The organism is Cupriavidus sp. FW306-01-F10A, from assembly GCF_058782785.1.
Map to the genome: position 1 here is coordinate 79,438 of NZ_JBYSYA010000018.1, position 14,381 is coordinate 93,818.

16 protein-coding genes are annotated in these 14,381 nt (G+C 64.0%); 7 read left to right on the forward strand and 9 right to left on the reverse strand.

The features are described from left to right. Positions 1 to 223 precede the first annotated feature (223 nt). From AC3WLF_RS23005 to AC3WLF_RS23025, 5 genes are all read left to right on the forward strand, one after another. Positions 224 to 1,573 (forward strand): nucleobase:cation symporter-2 family protein, encoded by a 1,350-nt coding sequence (locus AC3WLF_RS23005; RefSeq protein WP_492358884.1) that lies wholly within the window; start codon positions 224 to 226, stop codon positions 1,571 to 1,573. 3 nt (positions 1,574 to 1,576) lie between these two features. Further along, on the forward strand, positions 1,577 to 2,983 hold the full coding sequence (locus AC3WLF_RS23010; protein WP_492358885.1) for an amidohydrolase family protein: 1,407 nt from the start codon (positions 1,577 to 1,579) through the stop codon (positions 2,981 to 2,983). A 352-nt stretch (positions 2,984 to 3,335) separates the two neighbouring features. Continuing rightward, complete coding sequence (locus AC3WLF_RS23015; RefSeq protein WP_316151686.1) at positions 3,336 to 3,524, forward strand: DUF1484 family protein; 189 nt, start codon at positions 3,336 to 3,338, stop codon at positions 3,522 to 3,524. Positions 3,525 to 3,691: 167 nt separating this feature from the next. Beyond that, positions 3,692 to 4,000 (forward strand): DUF4258 domain-containing protein, encoded by a 309-nt coding sequence (locus tag AC3WLF_RS23020; protein ID WP_492358886.1) that lies wholly within the window; start codon positions 3,692 to 3,694, stop codon positions 3,998 to 4,000. Between the two features lie 5 nt (positions 4,001 to 4,005). Then, entirely contained in the window at positions 4,006 to 4,476 is a 471-nt protein-coding gene (locus AC3WLF_RS23025; RefSeq protein ID WP_492358887.1) for a hypothetical protein, read from the forward strand. A gap of 98 nt (positions 4,477 to 4,574) precedes the next feature. Here AC3WLF_RS23025 and AC3WLF_RS23030 read toward each other — a convergent pair whose 3' ends face one another. From AC3WLF_RS23030 to AC3WLF_RS23060, 7 genes are all read right to left on the reverse strand, one after another. After that, entirely contained in the window at positions 4,575 to 4,997 is a 423-nt protein-coding gene (locus tag AC3WLF_RS23030; RefSeq protein WP_492320395.1) for a type II toxin-antitoxin system VapC family toxin, read from the reverse strand. Next, positions 4,994 to 5,248: a type II toxin-antitoxin system Phd/YefM family antitoxin gene (locus tag AC3WLF_RS23035; protein ID WP_078198072.1), complete on the reverse strand. Its 255-nt coding sequence runs from the start codon at positions 5,246 to 5,248 to the stop codon at positions 4,994 to 4,996. Before AC3WLF_RS23035 ends, AC3WLF_RS23030 begins: the two co-directional genes overlap by 4 nt. Before the next feature lie 209 nt (positions 5,249 to 5,457). Continuing rightward, complete coding sequence (locus tag AC3WLF_RS23040; protein ID WP_010812293.1) at positions 5,458 to 5,916, reverse strand: DUF2846 domain-containing protein; 459 nt, start codon at positions 5,914 to 5,916, stop codon at positions 5,458 to 5,460. Next, the gene (locus AC3WLF_RS23045; RefSeq protein WP_492320396.1) at positions 5,913 to 6,320 is read right to left on the reverse strand and encodes a hypothetical protein; all 408 of its coding nucleotides are present in this window, start codon (positions 6,318 to 6,320) and stop codon (positions 5,913 to 5,915) included. Before AC3WLF_RS23045 ends, AC3WLF_RS23040 begins: the two co-directional genes overlap by 4 nt. Positions 6,321 to 6,583: 263 nt before the next feature. Then, positions 6,584 to 7,588 (reverse strand): Bug family tripartite tricarboxylate transporter substrate binding protein, encoded by a 1,005-nt coding sequence (locus AC3WLF_RS23050; RefSeq protein ID WP_492358888.1) that lies wholly within the window; start codon positions 7,586 to 7,588, stop codon positions 6,584 to 6,586. Positions 7,589 to 7,603: 15 nt separating this feature from the next. Next, positions 7,604 to 9,025, reverse strand: a complete 1,422-nt coding sequence (locus tag AC3WLF_RS23055) for an amidase family protein (protein WP_492358889.1) — start codon at positions 9,023 to 9,025, stop codon at positions 7,604 to 7,606. A 105-nt stretch (positions 9,026 to 9,130) separates the two neighbouring features. After that, on the reverse strand, positions 9,131 to 9,865 hold the full coding sequence (locus tag AC3WLF_RS23060; protein WP_436222769.1) for a FadR/GntR family transcriptional regulator: 735 nt from the start codon (positions 9,863 to 9,865) through the stop codon (positions 9,131 to 9,133). 296 nt (positions 9,866 to 10,161) lie between these two features. Between AC3WLF_RS23060 and AC3WLF_RS23065 the strand changes: the two genes are divergently transcribed. Beyond that, positions 10,162 to 10,485, forward strand: coding sequence for a 2TM domain-containing protein (locus tag AC3WLF_RS23065; RefSeq protein ID WP_492358890.1), 324 nt, complete (start codon positions 10,162 to 10,164; stop codon positions 10,483 to 10,485). A gap of 38 nt (positions 10,486 to 10,523) precedes the next feature. Here the strand turns inward: AC3WLF_RS23065 and AC3WLF_RS23070 are convergent, their stop codons facing one another. Together AC3WLF_RS23070 and AC3WLF_RS23075 are read right to left on the reverse strand one after the other, a co-directional pair. Further along, a complete protein-coding gene (locus AC3WLF_RS23070) occupies positions 10,524 to 11,285 on the reverse strand; it encodes a LytR/AlgR family response regulator transcription factor (RefSeq protein WP_492358891.1) in 762 nt (253 codons plus the stop codon). A 13-nt stretch (positions 11,286 to 11,298) separates the two neighbouring features. Beyond that, positions 11,299 to 12,213, reverse strand: a complete 915-nt coding sequence (locus AC3WLF_RS23075; RefSeq protein ID WP_492320400.1) for a sensor histidine kinase — start codon at positions 12,211 to 12,213, stop codon at positions 11,299 to 11,301. 316 nt (positions 12,214 to 12,529) lie between these two features. On the opposite strand from AC3WLF_RS23075, the gene AC3WLF_RS23080 reads away from it, so the two are divergent. Continuing rightward, entirely contained in the window at positions 12,530 to 14,362 is a 1,833-nt protein-coding gene (locus AC3WLF_RS23080) for a DEAD/DEAH box helicase (RefSeq protein WP_492357208.1), read from the forward strand. Positions 14,363 to 14,381: the final 19 nt, after the last annotated feature.

Sequence of the window (14,381 nt, forward strand, 5' to 3'; positions counted from 1 at the left end):
CCTGATGCCCCGGGCGCGCATTTTGCAAGCGCGATTGCGGCCCGGTGCCAGTGTCTTCGCAATAACGCTATGACGGCCTGCCACGCATCACTACTGTGCAAGGCATGCGTCGGCCATGCGCCGCGCATGGCACCGTGACGGACCGAGCCCGGCAACCAACAGACCGGGCCAGCCGCCGCCGGCATGGCGCACTTTCCCCCAGCACGCGGCAGGAGACAACATCATGCAAGCAGCGGTTCACCCCGTCGACCAGGTCCTGCCGGCACGCGCCATGGCGACGCTCGGCTTCCAGCACATGCTGGTCAGTTATCTCGGTGCCATCGCGGTGCCGATGATCGTGGCCGGCGCGCTCAAGATGACGCCGGCGCAGACCACCATGCTGATCAGCACCGCGCTGTTCACCTCCGGCATCGCCACACTGCTGCAGACCGTCGGCTTCTGGAAGTTCGGCGTGCGCCTGCCGCTGATGCAGGGCGTGGCGTTCAGCTCCGTGGGCCCCGTCATCGCCATCGGCACCGATCCGTCGCTGGGCTTCAACGGCGTCTGCGGCGCCATCATCGCCGCGGGCGTGATCGCGATGTTCCTTGCGCCGATCATTGGCAAGCTCAAGCGCTTCTTCCCGCCGGTTGTCAGCGGTTGCACCATCACCGCGGTGGGCCTGTCGCTGTTCCCGGTTTCGTTTCACTGGTTTGGAGGCGGAAGGGGCGCGTCGGATTTCGGCGCTCCCATCTTTTTCATCGTTGCCTTCGGCGTAGTGGCACTGATCCTGTTTATCAACCGGCACGGCGGCGAGCTGATCCGAAACCTGTCCGTGGTGATCGGCCTGCTGGTCGGCGGCGCGGTGGCGTGGATGCTGGGCATGGGCAGCTTCGATGAAGTCGCGCGCGCGCCGTGGTTCACCATGGTGACGCCGTTCGCCTTCGGCATGCCCACCTTCAACGTGGGCGCCATCACCACCATGGTGATCGTGATGGTGGTGCAGATGGTGGAATCGATGGGCCTGTTCATCGCCGTCGGCGATATCGTCAAGCGCCCCCTGACCGAGCGCGATGCCACCCGCGGCCTGCGTGCCAACGGCCTGGCCAGCGCCATCGGCGGCATGTTCGCGGCGTTCCCGTATATCGCCTTCATGGAGAACGTGGGCCTGGTCATCGTCACCGGCGTGCGCAGCCGCTGGGTAGTGGCCACCTGCGGCGCGATGCTGTGCGCCGTGGCGCTGGTGCCCAAGATCGGCGCGCTGTTTGCCTCGATCCCGGCCGCGGCGCTGGGCGGTGCAACCATGGTCATGTTCGGCGTAGTCGTGGCCGCCGGCATCAAGACGCTGGGAGAGGTCGAATACGAGCGCAATCCCAACAACCTCTCCATCGTCTCCATCACGCTCGGCTGCGCGATGATGCCCGTGATGCTGCCCGGCATGCTGGAGAAGCTGCCCGGCTTCCTGCAGCCCTTTGTCCACAGCAGCGTGATCATCGCCTGCGTGGTCTCCGTGCTGCTCAACCTGATTCTCAATGGCGTGCCCGCCCGTGAAGCCGACGAGCTGCCCGCCAGTGCCGACAACGTCCAAGGGGTCTGAAACATGGTGCAGAACACCAACACCACCAGCGCCGCGCCCGCCGGCGACCTGCTGATCCGCAACGCCGCCGCCGTGATGACCGGCCGCACCGGCAATGCCGCGCGAGCGGGCGCCGCCGACATCCGCATCTGCGACGGCCGCATCGCCGAGATCGGTGCAGCCCTGCCGCGCCACGACGGCGAGGCTGTGCTGGACGCCACCGGTTGCGTGGTCTACCCGGGCTGGGTCAACACCCACCACCACCTGTTCCAGAACCTGCTCAAGGCCGTGCCCAGCGGCATGAACGTGGGGCTGGAACAATGGCTGGCCTCCGTCGCCTACCCGCGCCTGGCGCGCTTCACGCCGGAGATCTTTCGTACCGCCGTGCGACTGGGCATGGCCGAACTGCTGCTGTCCGGCACCACCACCTGCGCCGATCACCACTACCTGTATCACCACGGCCATGGGGCGGAGACCGGCGACGTGCTGTTCGAGGTAGCGGAGGAGCTTGGCATGCGCCTGGTGCTGTGCCGCGGCGGCGCCATCCAGTCAGCCTCAGATCACCCCGGCATGCGCGCGACTGCACTGGTGCCGGAGACGCTGGACGAGATGCTTGCCGATATCGAACGGCTCAAGGCCCGCTACCACGATGCCTCAGCAGATGGCCTGCGCCGCGTGGTGGTCGCGCCGACTACGCCGACCTTCTCCCTGCCGCCCGCCCTGCTGCGCGAGCTGGCCGCCTTCGGTCGCGGCATGGACCTGCGGCTGCATTCGCACCTGTCCGAGACCGACAACTACGTGAAGTTCTGCCGGGAGAAGTACCAGTGCACGCCGGTGCAGTTCGTGGCCGACCACGACTGGCTGGGGCCCGATGTCTGGTTCGCCCACCTGGTCACCGTGAATCCCGAAGAAATTCGCATGCTCGCCGTGACCAACACCGGCATGGCTCACTGCCCCGTCAGCAATGCGCGGCTCGGCAGCGGTATCGCGCCGGTGCGCGCGATGGCGGATGCGGGCGTGCCGATCTCGCTGGGCGTGGATGGGGTGGCGTCCAATGAATCGGGCAGCATGGTGCATGAAGCCAACTTCGCCTGGCTGGTGCACCGGGCGCTGGGCGGCGCCGCGCAAACGCGCGTGGAAGAGGTCATCCACTGGGGCACCGCAGGCGGTGCGCAGGTGCTGGGGCTGCCGGGGATCGGCACGCTCGCGACCGGGCAGTCGGCCGACCTCGCGATCTATGACGTGAGCGGGCTGCGGTTCCATGGGTTCCATGACATCGGTACGGCGCCGGTGGCGGCTGGCGAGCCTACGCCGGTGCGGGATGTGCTGGTGCGCGGGCGTCAGGTGGTGCGCAATGGCGAAATTGTGGGGCTGGATCTGGAGAAGCTGCGCCGGGCGGCGCGGGAGGCATTGGCGACGCTGGTGGATTGAGGAGGGGTTTAGGCGTTTGGCTATTTGCCGGCGTGCGGGGGTCGGGCAGGATGCGGCGTCCGTGTGGGAATGCGAAGTGTCTTATCGAGTCGAGCGCCATGACGCGGGAGACTGGGGCTGTCATCGAACAACGGTGACCGAGTGTGGAAACTCGACAGCTTCATCCAGGGCGATCGCTGCATGCGATTGCCCTCTTCCGCGTACGCGCCATTTCTCCATATGGCGGGCCGGACGAGGCAGCCGCAAGGCTGACCGGGATTGGGTGAAGCACCGGTTTTCCACCCTCGTCGTCAGGCCCGCCGCCCTCCCCTAACGTCGTGCGGCGGACCTTCACTCAACGATAGGAGGTCCTATGTCGGAAATCGATCTATCCACGGCGCGGTACAGTCTTCAGTCAGTTTCGGCTGGTATGGATGGTGTGCTTACCCTGCTGGAACAGCAGAGTGTGCAATTCGAGGGCTGCTTTAGTGCATTTTGCTTGTTGGGGCTGGTGAAAGCGCAGCTGGAGAGTGTGTTGGCGGATGAGCTGCCTGCGTCTTAACGAGGATGGCTTCCCGGTAAACGCGTTGATGACTGTAACGTCGGGAAGCCTCTCTTACCCGTCTTGCCTCGCACATTGCGGACCACATATATGCCGCATACATCACTCATTGGACGGCAGCAAGCCAACTCGGTACACTTCAACCTATCAAAATAATAGGTGACCTGGTGAGGCACCCGTCAACACGTCAGCTGGAAAAGCATATCCACGCATGCGCACAGGAAACGTCGAACATTGTGTTCGTGGCTCATGCGCGCGACCGAATGCGGTTACGAAAGATCAATGACCCGATGGTGCTCGAAGCCCTCCGCAAGGGCGTCATCTTGCGCGAACCGGAGCCCGACATGCGAGCATCCGGACTTCGCTGCGTGATGGAGCGCTATGTTTCAGGGGTCAATGTTGGCGTCGTTGTGCTGGTCGATCACCCAGCCCCCGATTTGACGGTCATTACGGTAATGGAAGTGACCAAAGGGTAAGGAAGATGTACCACTACACAGACGGCGGTCTCAAAAACGTGTGGCTGGTCAATGGATACAAGATCCAGAGCACGCCCTACGGTGAAGGCGTATCGATCGAAGACCTGGATGGTCTTTGCGTCGCCATCTGCCTCGCCCTGGCCAAGAAGCCATCCCCTCTCACCGGTACCGAATTCCGCTACATCCGCAGCGCAGGCTTGATGCAATCGCAAGCCGGTCTGGCAAAACTGCTTGGGAACAATGAGCAGGCCGTCGCTCGTTGGGAGAAGACTGGCAAGTTGCCAAGGTGGGCCGACAAACTGGTACGCCTGCTTTACCTTGCGCGCGCAGAAGGCAGTGCCCCTATTGCCTCAGTCATCGAACGCATCAACGCAGTCGAGCGCGCGGAGAAGCAGAAGATCGTGCTACGCGCGGCGAAGTCCGGGTGGGCGTCTAAGGTCGAGTCACAGGGCAGTGGCGAAGGCATTGCGGCATAAGAAGCGGTGCGCGCGAAAAGCGCCTTCACCGCCGGCTGCCGACTCAGGGGCGAGAACTTCTATAGTTTCGGCAACTGGGAAACGACGGCGAATTACGATCAGGCCTCCCAAGGGTTCAGGATGCTGACGCCAGTTGCCATGAAGTCGGCGACATTTCGTGTAACGACGGTCATACCATGCACGATTGCTGTGGCGGCAATCAACGCATCCCGCTCCGATTGCCGGTCTGGTACGTGCAACCGAGCGCAACGCAGGGCCACGGCGGTATCAATGGGCAAAACGCGGCCTGCGAATTCGGGCAATACATGGTGGTCCAGCCACGCCCGCAGCAGCGCACCTTGGCGGGCATCCCGCCGCTCGATCTGCAAGACACCGGTTTCCAGTTCCATGATGGTGACCGCCGACACAAAGAGCCAAGCTGCATCAACGCTGGCAGACCACGCTGCAACGTTTGCATCAGCTTTACCGGCTCGGACCTTGCGCAGTTCGGAAACGACATTGGTATCGAGCACGAACATCATGTGAGATCAGCGGGCCGGAATTTGATGTTGGCACGTGGCGGATTGAACTCGATGTCCTCAACGCCGGGCATCGCGAGTGCGTCTGCAATGTTGCGGCGCTGCTGGGTGAGCCTCTGATATTCCTCGAAGCTCAACAGCACATGCGCCGGTTTGCCGCGGTCCGTAATGAAGACCGGACCGTCCTTCGTCGCCTTCTTGGCTCTTGTCACGTCCTGATTGAGTTCTCGGCTCGATAGGGTTGTGATCGTCATGATGGCACTCCCGTCCACTTCAATGTAGTTACGTTACTACAATGAAAAGGACGACGCAACCCTGCTTTGCCAAGATCACGAGGAGGTGCCTTGCCTACGTTGATATGCCCGCGCTGAGCTGCAAGCCATGCGGAATTCCGATGGGTCAATTGACGACGCACCGGCGTCGTCAACGCGACTCAGCCCGCAACGCGGCTGAGTCAATCCACTTACTTCGCCGCAGTCTTCACCTGGTCCCCGGTGTAGCTCAGCGAAGCCAGTTCCTCCTTCGCCTTCTCCGGCGTTTCCAGCTCCAGCACCACGCGGCCCACCATCAGCCCCAGCGACGGGGAGCTGCGCACGTACTTGGTTTCGCCGGCATCCAGCACGAAGCTGAGCGTCTTCTCGGTTTCGGTCGAGGCCGCCGCGACATACTTGCCGGCCGTGCGGTCCACGAAGAAGAAACCGCCGGGCTTGGATTCGCCAACGACCTGGCTATTCAGGCGAATATCCGGCTGGATAGCCGCCCCGAACATCGACGCCGAACGCAGGAAATAAATCCGACCCTCGCCCGGCTTCAGCGTGGGCATCGAAGCCGCCATCTCGGCGTGCTTCACGCCCGAAGCGCATCCCGCCAGCAGCGATGACACCGCCAGTCCGGCGATCAGCATGCGCGCAACCCGTTTCATTCCGATTCTCCCAAGTTCAAAGGTACTGCTGTCGTTAGCGGGGAGTAGTTCTGCTCCCCAGGCAGATAGAAGCCCACCAGCGTCTTGTTGCGGACGACCAGGTAGGCCTCATGAACGTGGCGGCCCTCGATTGTGAGAATGGTGCCGACGGGGCGGTAGACATCGCCTTGCGGGAGGCGCCCGACCTGCGACCAGGTCGACTTGGCAGCGAGGTCTCGGGAATAGCCGGTGTCGAGCTTGACCTGCGCCGGCGCCAGAAGCTGGACGCGCTTGGCCGTGGCAGCTGGCTGCATGAGCTCCACTGTTGCCGGGGTGGTCGCGATCATCGGGGCGCAGGCGGAGAGTGCCAGGCTAACGCCTGTGGCGAGCCACAGGCGGCGGGCGCGGAAAGAGGAGGAGGTCATGGCTGGATACGCTCGGGTGTATGGCTCACAGCCTGAGCGGCTGCGCCCCACAGCAATTGCGCCAGTCGGCACGATGCGGCGCCATTGGCACTTTCCCTTGGCGCCGCCCAGGTTGTCTTCTGAGGCTAATTACGACACTGGGACAGACATGCTTAATACAAAGCGGCACCCTACAGGAGGAGGGTGCCGCAGGAAATCCCCAGCTAGCTGGCACAAATGGAAATCGTCTCCAGCCGAGTTTGGCTGCGGCTACGAAATTCCTCTCAATCCCCCTTGAAACCCGACGCCTTGATCACCGGCGTCCACCGTGCCGAAAGCGCGCTCGCATACCTGGCAACCTCATCAGAAGTGCCGCCCGGCAAGATGTCATAGCCAGCGCGCGCCAGCTTCTCGCGCACGTCCGGCATGGCCAGCACCTTGCGCACGGCCTGATACCACTGCGCGGTCACGTCGGGCGGCGTGTTGGCGCGGACATAAAGCAGGTAGCGCGACGAGGTCACAAGGTTGGGAAAGCCAGACTCCGCAAACGTAGGCACATCCGGCAAGGCATCGGCGCGCTTTTCCCCTGCCACGGCCAGCACGCGGAGCTTGCCGCCGCGATGCAGTTCGGTAAAAGTCGTGATGGCGTCCATGCCTGCCGCGATCTGGTTGCCCATCATTTCCGTTGCCATCGCCGCGCCACCGCGATACGGTACCAGCGTACTGCCGGCGCGGGACTGGCTGACGAACTCCACGGCAAGGAAATGCAGCAGCGTGCCAACCGTGCTGATGCCGATCGAATAGTCAGCCGGCTTGGCCCTGGCGGCCTTGACGAAGTCGGCCAGTGTCTTGATGGGTGAGCTGGCGCTGACTGCAATGCCGAACTGGACGCCCGTCACATCGGTGATCGCCGTGAAGTCGGTGGCGGGATTGAAACGCATATTGCTGTAGATCAGCGGCCCGATGAACATCGGATCGACAGGTGCCAGCAGCACGGTGGTGCCGTCGGCCGGGGCGTTCTTCAGCCCTTCGGCCGCCACGCGCGTCCCGGCGCCGGGCCGGTTGTCGACGATGACGGTGCGGCCCATGGCGTCCTTCAGCTTCTCGGACAGCAGGCGGCCCATGTAGTCGGCCGGACCGCCCGGCGGAAACGGCACGATGATGCGCGATACGGTCTGCCCCCATGCGGCCCTGGAGAGCAGGCCACCGGTACACAGGGCGGCAGCGGTTCCGGCCAGCATGGCGCGGCGCGACAGCCGTGGGGCGTAAGCAGGTTTGCGTTCGTTCATGGGAAGCTCCTGGGTCTAGATGCCGGTTTGCACGTCGGTGTAAGGGGTAAAACGCGCCGCGTCTTCAATCGCCTGGCCGGCGCGCAGCAACAGGTCTTCGCGGAAGCGCCATGCCATCAGCTGCACGCCGACCGGAACGCCGCCGGCCATGCCCGTCGGCACGGACAGCCCCGGCATGCCGAGCATCGCTGTTGCCAGCATGGGGCTCTGTGCGTCCAGCAAGGCCCGGTTCTCTTCTGGCGTGCGGATATCCGCGTCTTGCACGCTCGGGCGCCGCCACGACACCGGCATCAGCACCAGCGGATAGGTTTGCATGAACACCGACCAGCTTCGTGCAATCGCCTGGCGCCGTGCCAGGGCATCCAGAAAACCATCGCGGTCGGTTTCCTGCATCCCGTCCAGCATGTTGCGCTGGCTTTGCCGCATGGCCTCGTCGCCATGCTGGTCAACGCCCGCGATGATGTTGCGGCGGCTGTCGTCGACCGTCAGCGTGCGCCACAGCGCTGCCGCTTCCATGAAATCAGGCAGGCTGGCTTCCTCGACGGCGTAGCCCGCTTGCTGCAGCCATTGCGCGGCACTGTCCAGCGCTGCGCTGACCGCGGGATCGACGGGAATGCCCGGACAACGCCGGAACAGCGCCACGCGGATCGGTCCCGGCGGCAGCGGCAGTTCCAGCGGCACCGGCACCCAGGCCGGGTCGCGCCCGTCATAACGGGCCATGGCGTGGTAGCCGAGCCGCAGGTCGGCAATGCTGCGCGCAAGCGGCCCTTGCACGGACATGAGTTGTGGCGTGATGCTGCGCTCGGCAGTGGCCGACGGGTTGTACGCGGGCACCCGCCCCGTCGTCGGCCGCAAGCCGGCGACACCGCAGGCATAGGCCGGATAGCGAATGGAGCCGCCGATGTCATTGCCATGCGCCAGCGCCCCCATGCCGGAAGCGACCGCGGACGCGGCACCGCCGCTGGAGCCGCCGGGGGTGATATCCGCATCCCACGGGTTCAGCGTGCGCCCGTGCAGGCCGTTGTCGGTAAACCAGCGCGAGGAATAGGTAGCCGTATTGCTGCGCCCGACGATGATGGCCCCGGCACTGCGCAGGTTCGCGACCACGGGGGCATCCTCACGCGCGATGTTGTGCTTCAGCGGAATCACGCCGTTGGTGGTGGCATGGCCTGCCTGGTCGACATTGATCTTGATCGTGACCGGCACGCCATGGAGCGGCCCCAGCTCTGCGCCCTCAGCGACCTGGCGGTCCGCGGCATCCGCGCTGGCCAGCGCCCCTTCTGCCAGCACCTCCGGCAACGCATTCAGGCGAGGGTTAAGGTCATCGATGCGAGCCAGCACGCTGGCCGTGACCTCGCGGCAGGAAATCTCGCGCCGCCGCACGGCATCGGCAATATCGACAGCGCTCCAGCGCCAAAGCAATTCAGCAGGTTTCACGTCAAGGCTCCCAGGATTCAGGCAATAGGAATCCCACCCGCCGTGTCGGATGCCACGATGGCGGTTGGGTGTGCAGAAAAAGGGGGACGCTAGCGCGTCAGGGGATCAGTCGACCGGGCTCATCAGCAAGCTCCCGCGGTCCACCCGGGACTCGGCCTCCAGGGCCAAGGATTCGGCATGCTCCATGTGCTCCTGCATCAGGGCACGCGCACGCTCCGGGTCGCGCGACCGGAAGGCTTCGATCAGCGCGTTGTGGCTGTGGAAGATCTCTTCATCAAAGTCGTCGAAATCATCCTGCGCATTACGCACCACGATGACGCGGCGGATGATGTCGTTGAGCAGGCGGCAGAACAACGCCAGCATCGGGCTGCTGCAGGCATCGGCCAGGCGGTCGTGGAACAGCAGGTCGGCTTCGCGCCGCTCGTTCCAGTCCGTGCTGCCGCCGTGTTCCGGGTGGCTCAGCCCGACCAGCGCTTCGAGATCGGCGATGTCGGCATCGGTCAGGCGCAAGGCGGCGTTGGCTGCCAGCTCCGGCTCAACCGCGCGGCGCAGGGCGTAAAGCGTGACGATGTCGACCGACTGGAAGTACAGGAAGTTGGACACTGCCTCCAGGCATCGCTCATAAGGCGGCTGCGTCAGCGTGGCACCGCCGTTCGGCCCCGTGCTGACCTTGATCAGCCCCTGCGCCTGCAGCGAGGCAAGCGCCTCACGCACCGTCCCGCGTGCGACGCCCATCTGTTCGATCAACGCTGCTTCCTGCGGCAGCTTGTCTCCGACCTTCTGGTGCGTCTGCACGATCCAGCGCTTGATATCGTTGACCACCTGGTCCGAACGCTTCACGCGTCTGCTGCCCTCTATCTGCGGGGTCGGCTTGGAATCCATCGCTTCGTATTTATGATCATAATTACTATGATTATGGTGAAGGGCTGGACTTTTCCTATGCGGGTATTCCCGGCGAGACGGGTCAAGAGCAGCAAGAAGTCGGGGGGCATGGAGGGGTCGGACCCGCCGACATTCGCGCTGTCCGCGCGCCCACCGGCGAACGAAATCCGTCGATTCGGCCCATGGGCCTGGAGCGGCGCTTGGCGATGGCCTATACCTGACGCAAGCCAACCATCTTGATCACGAGGTATCCCATGCACCACGCCTTCCCTCCCAACGACGACCCCAAGGCCATGGCCTACTGGCGCGCGCGCCGCATGGTGCACGCCCTGCGCGGCTGGTACATCCACCTGCTGGTCTACGCTGTCGTCAATGGCTGGCTGTGGTTCCGCTTCTTCTACTTTCCGTCGCCGCGGTGGTCGCATTACGCCGCCACCGGCTGGCCATGGCCGCTGACCACGACCCTGGCCTGGGGCCTGGCGCTGACCGTGCATGGGTTGCTGGTATGGATGCGGCTGTCGCGCCGCGGGCGTGACTGGGAACAGCGCAAGATCCAGGAATTCATGGATCGCAAGTGAATCCCTCGGCCGGCGGCGCAGTGGCGCCGCCGACCGCCTTACATCTGCCGGAAGCGGTGCATGTACGCGCGCGATACCGGCAGTTCGGCTTCGCTGTCGCGCATCCGGACAAAGAGCCGCCCTGCCTCATCGCGGCGCGTTCCGGCCACGTATTCCATGTTGACGATGGACGAGCGGTGGATCTGCCAGAACACCTCGGGATCGAGGCCGGCAATCAGCTCCGCCAGCGGCGTGCGGATCAGGTGCTCGCCATCGCGGGTATGCACGACCACGTACTTGTCGTCGCTCTGGAAGTACATCACTTCCTGGATCGGCACGTGGCTGGTGGTATTGCCGCGGCTGGCGCGTACCCAGCGCAGCTGGCCGCCGCTTTCCGCGCGCGGCTGGGCGCGTGTGAGCTGGCTCAGTAGCTGGGCCAGTTCCGGCAAGGGTGCCGCTTCCTGCAACGCCTTGCGCAGCCGCTCGATGGTGCGGCCGAGCCGTTCCTCGCTGACCGGCTTGACCAGGTAATCGACGGCCGCGCGCTCGAACGCATCGAGCGCGAATTCGTCATAGGCCGTGACGAACACCAGCCGCGTATCGGTTTCAATCCCTTGCGCCACCTCCAGGCCGGACAGGCCGGGCATCTTGATGTCGAGGAAGGCTACGCTCGGCGACAACCGTGCGATGGCGTCGGCGGCTTCGATGCCGTTGGTCGCCTCGGCAACGATCTGCAGCTCCGGCCAAAGGCGTTGCAACTTGCTGCGCAGATATGCGCGCAGGTGCTCTTCGTCGTCGGCAATCAGGGCGGTGGGCGTCATGGGCGTCTCCGTTTCAGGATGTACGCGGCAGCGGGATTTCGATCAGCACGGCAGTGCCGGGCGAGCGTTCTTCAATGCGTACGTGGGCGTCACCGTCATACAGCACAGCCAGCCGTTCACGCAGGTTAGAAAGCCCGACCCCGGCGCCGGCCGAGGGGCGAAAGCCCATGCCATCGTCCTCGATGGTCGCCAGCATGCGCGGGCCGCGCCGCTCCAGCCGGACCAGCAGCCGCCCGCCTTCGATCTTTGGCTCCAGCCCATGCTTGATCGCATTCTCGACCACGGGCTGCAGCAGCATCGGCGCCAGCGGCATCGATTCGAGTTCGGGGTCGACATCGACCGAGTAATGCAGCCGGTCCCCCATGCGGATCCGGATCAGCGCCAGATAGTCACGCAGCAGCTTGGCCTCCTGCGCCACCGTGCCTTGCGTGGCGCGGCTGGCTGCAAGCGATGCGCGCAGGTAGGCGATGAAATGCTCCAGCATCAGCGTGGCCTTCTGCGGCGCGGGCTCGATCAGGCTGACCACGTTGGCCAGGGTGTTGAACAGGAAGTGCGGTTCGATCTGGGCCTGCAGCAGGCGCATGCGGGCTTCGACCAGCTGCTTCTCCGTCGACAGCGTGCGCACCTGTTCCTGCGCCATGTATTGCGCGATCTTGCGCTCTTCCCACTGCCGCCCGAGCAGGCCGACGCGACTCCACGTCATCACGCCATGTATCGCCAGGCCGATACCCCAGCCCATGAGCGGCCCACCGGACCACGGCCGATGCGGCGATCCCACCAGATGGAAGCCGATCAGCAATGCATTGACCGCCACGTAGACCATGGCGTGCATGTAGAAGAAGCGCAGCGCGCGCACGCGGCGGCGGGCGTCTTCGTAGGCGCGCTGCTCGGGGGCGGATCGCCAGATGCGGGAGTCTGGGGAGTGCACGGGCGGGTGGCTGGGGGCGGAGATAGCGGGAGGTTACCACTGCGATCCGGGCTCTGATATGGGGGTGGCGGGAATCGACGGATCGGCGGCGCGGATCGCCGGAAAGCCGGCGCAGACCGCTTGACAGCCCCCGGAGCCGCCGGCTCGCCAGTGTCGCCAACCGGCAAATCACCAAAACTACCGAAATAGCCACCGTTACCGTTTTGTGCCTACAATTGCCGCATAACAAACCTGCCTGACCGCCGTCGCACCGGGTCCGCGACACCTACCGTGGTCAGCGCAGTTCCTGAACGGGCAATAAGAAGAGCAACAACGCATGGCCACGCTGATTCCCGCGCTGGGTTCGGTCACTTCGCGCATGACCAGTGGAGAGAGACGCTTCGCCGAGCGTCTGGAGACAAAGCTGGAGGACGACTACCTGTGTTGGTATGACGTCGCCATCGGAGAGAAAACCAGGCATCCGGATTTCATCGTCTTCCATCCCAGCCGGGGTCTGTTGGTGTTGGAGGTGAAAGACTGGAGGCTGGATACCATCCGGGAAATCGACCAGCGCGATGTCACGCTGCTGACGGATCGCGGGCTGGTGCGGGAGATGAATCCCCTCGAGCAAGCCCGCCAGTACATGTTCTATGTCACCAACCTGCTGCAGCGCGATCCGCAGTTGGTCTGGCCTAGCGGCTCGTTGAAAGGCAAACCCTTCTTTCCCTACGGCTGCGGCGTCGTCCTGTCCAACATCACGCGTGCCCAGTTCGACAAGACCAACCTCGGTGACGTCCTGCCCCCGCACCTGGTGATCTGCCAGGACGAGATGTATGAGGCGGTCGACGCGGAACGCTTCCAGCAGCGCCTGTGGGAGATGTTCCCGGTCAAGTTCACCTTCAAGCTTTCCCTGCCGCAAATCGAGCGGATTCGCTGGCACCTGTTCCCGCAGATCCGCATGCCGGAGCAACGCGCGCTCTTTCCGGAGGATGCCGCGGAGCCGCTGAATATGCCTGACATCCTTCGCGTCATGGATCTCCAGCAGGAGCAGTTGGCACGCAGCCTCGGCGAAGGCCACCGGGTCATTCATGGCGTCGCCGGCTCTGGCAAGACGATGATCCTCGGCTACCGGGCTGAGCATCTTGCAAAGATCGTCACACGGCCAGTCCTCGTGCTTTGCTACAACAAGACCCTCGCCGCCAAGCTGGCGGCGACGATGATCGAGAAAGGCATCGAAGAGAAGGTCCACGTCCACAACTTCCATGCGTGGTGCTCGCGCCAACTAGAGACTTACAACATTGACAGGCCGAAGGGGCGCCCCAGCGATGCGCTCTTTGAGGAAATGGTAAATCGCGTCATCCAGGGCGTGGACCGGAAAGCGATCCCGGCCGGCCAGTACGACGCCGTGCTGATCGATGAGGGGCATGACTTCCGGCCGGAGTGGTTCAAGCTGGTCGTGCAGATGGTGAATCCGGAGAGCAATTCCCTATTGGTGCTCTACGACGATGCGCAGTCCATTTATGGCGGCGCTAGGAAGCGCGGGATGACCTTTGCCAGCGTGGGCATCCAGGCCCGGGGCCGTACGACCATCCTCAAGCTTAACTACCGCAATACGCAGGAGATACTGGCCGTCGCGCGCAGCTTTGCGGATGAGTTGCTGCGGCCGACCGAGGCAGCCGAAGACGAAGCGCCTACCGTGCAACCTGTCGGTGCCGGGCGCCGCGGCAACAAACCGCTGCTGATCGAATTGCCAAACGTAGAGGCGGAAGCTGAGCGCATTGCGCAGATCCTGACTGACGAGAATCGGGCTGGTACGCCCTGGTCAGAAATGGCGGTGCTCTATCGCCATTGGGACACGGTCGGACACGTCACCAGCGCGCTCACGCGCAAGGGCATTCCGTTCGAATGTCCCCAAATCACCAAGCGATTTACACCCGGCGCGGACAGCGTCAAGGTGATCACCATGCATAGCAGCAAAGGATTGGAGTTTCCGCTGGTATGCATTCCGGCCACGGGGATGCCGCATAAGCATGATGAGGCGGATGAAGACGAAGCGCGGCTGATGTATGTGGCGATGACGCGGGCTACGCGGCAGTTGGTGATGACGTTTGGGGACGGGTCGAGGTTTGCTGGAAAGCTGGGTGCTGCGCTCGGTGCAGTAAGGGAATAAGGCACGCTTATCCAGCACG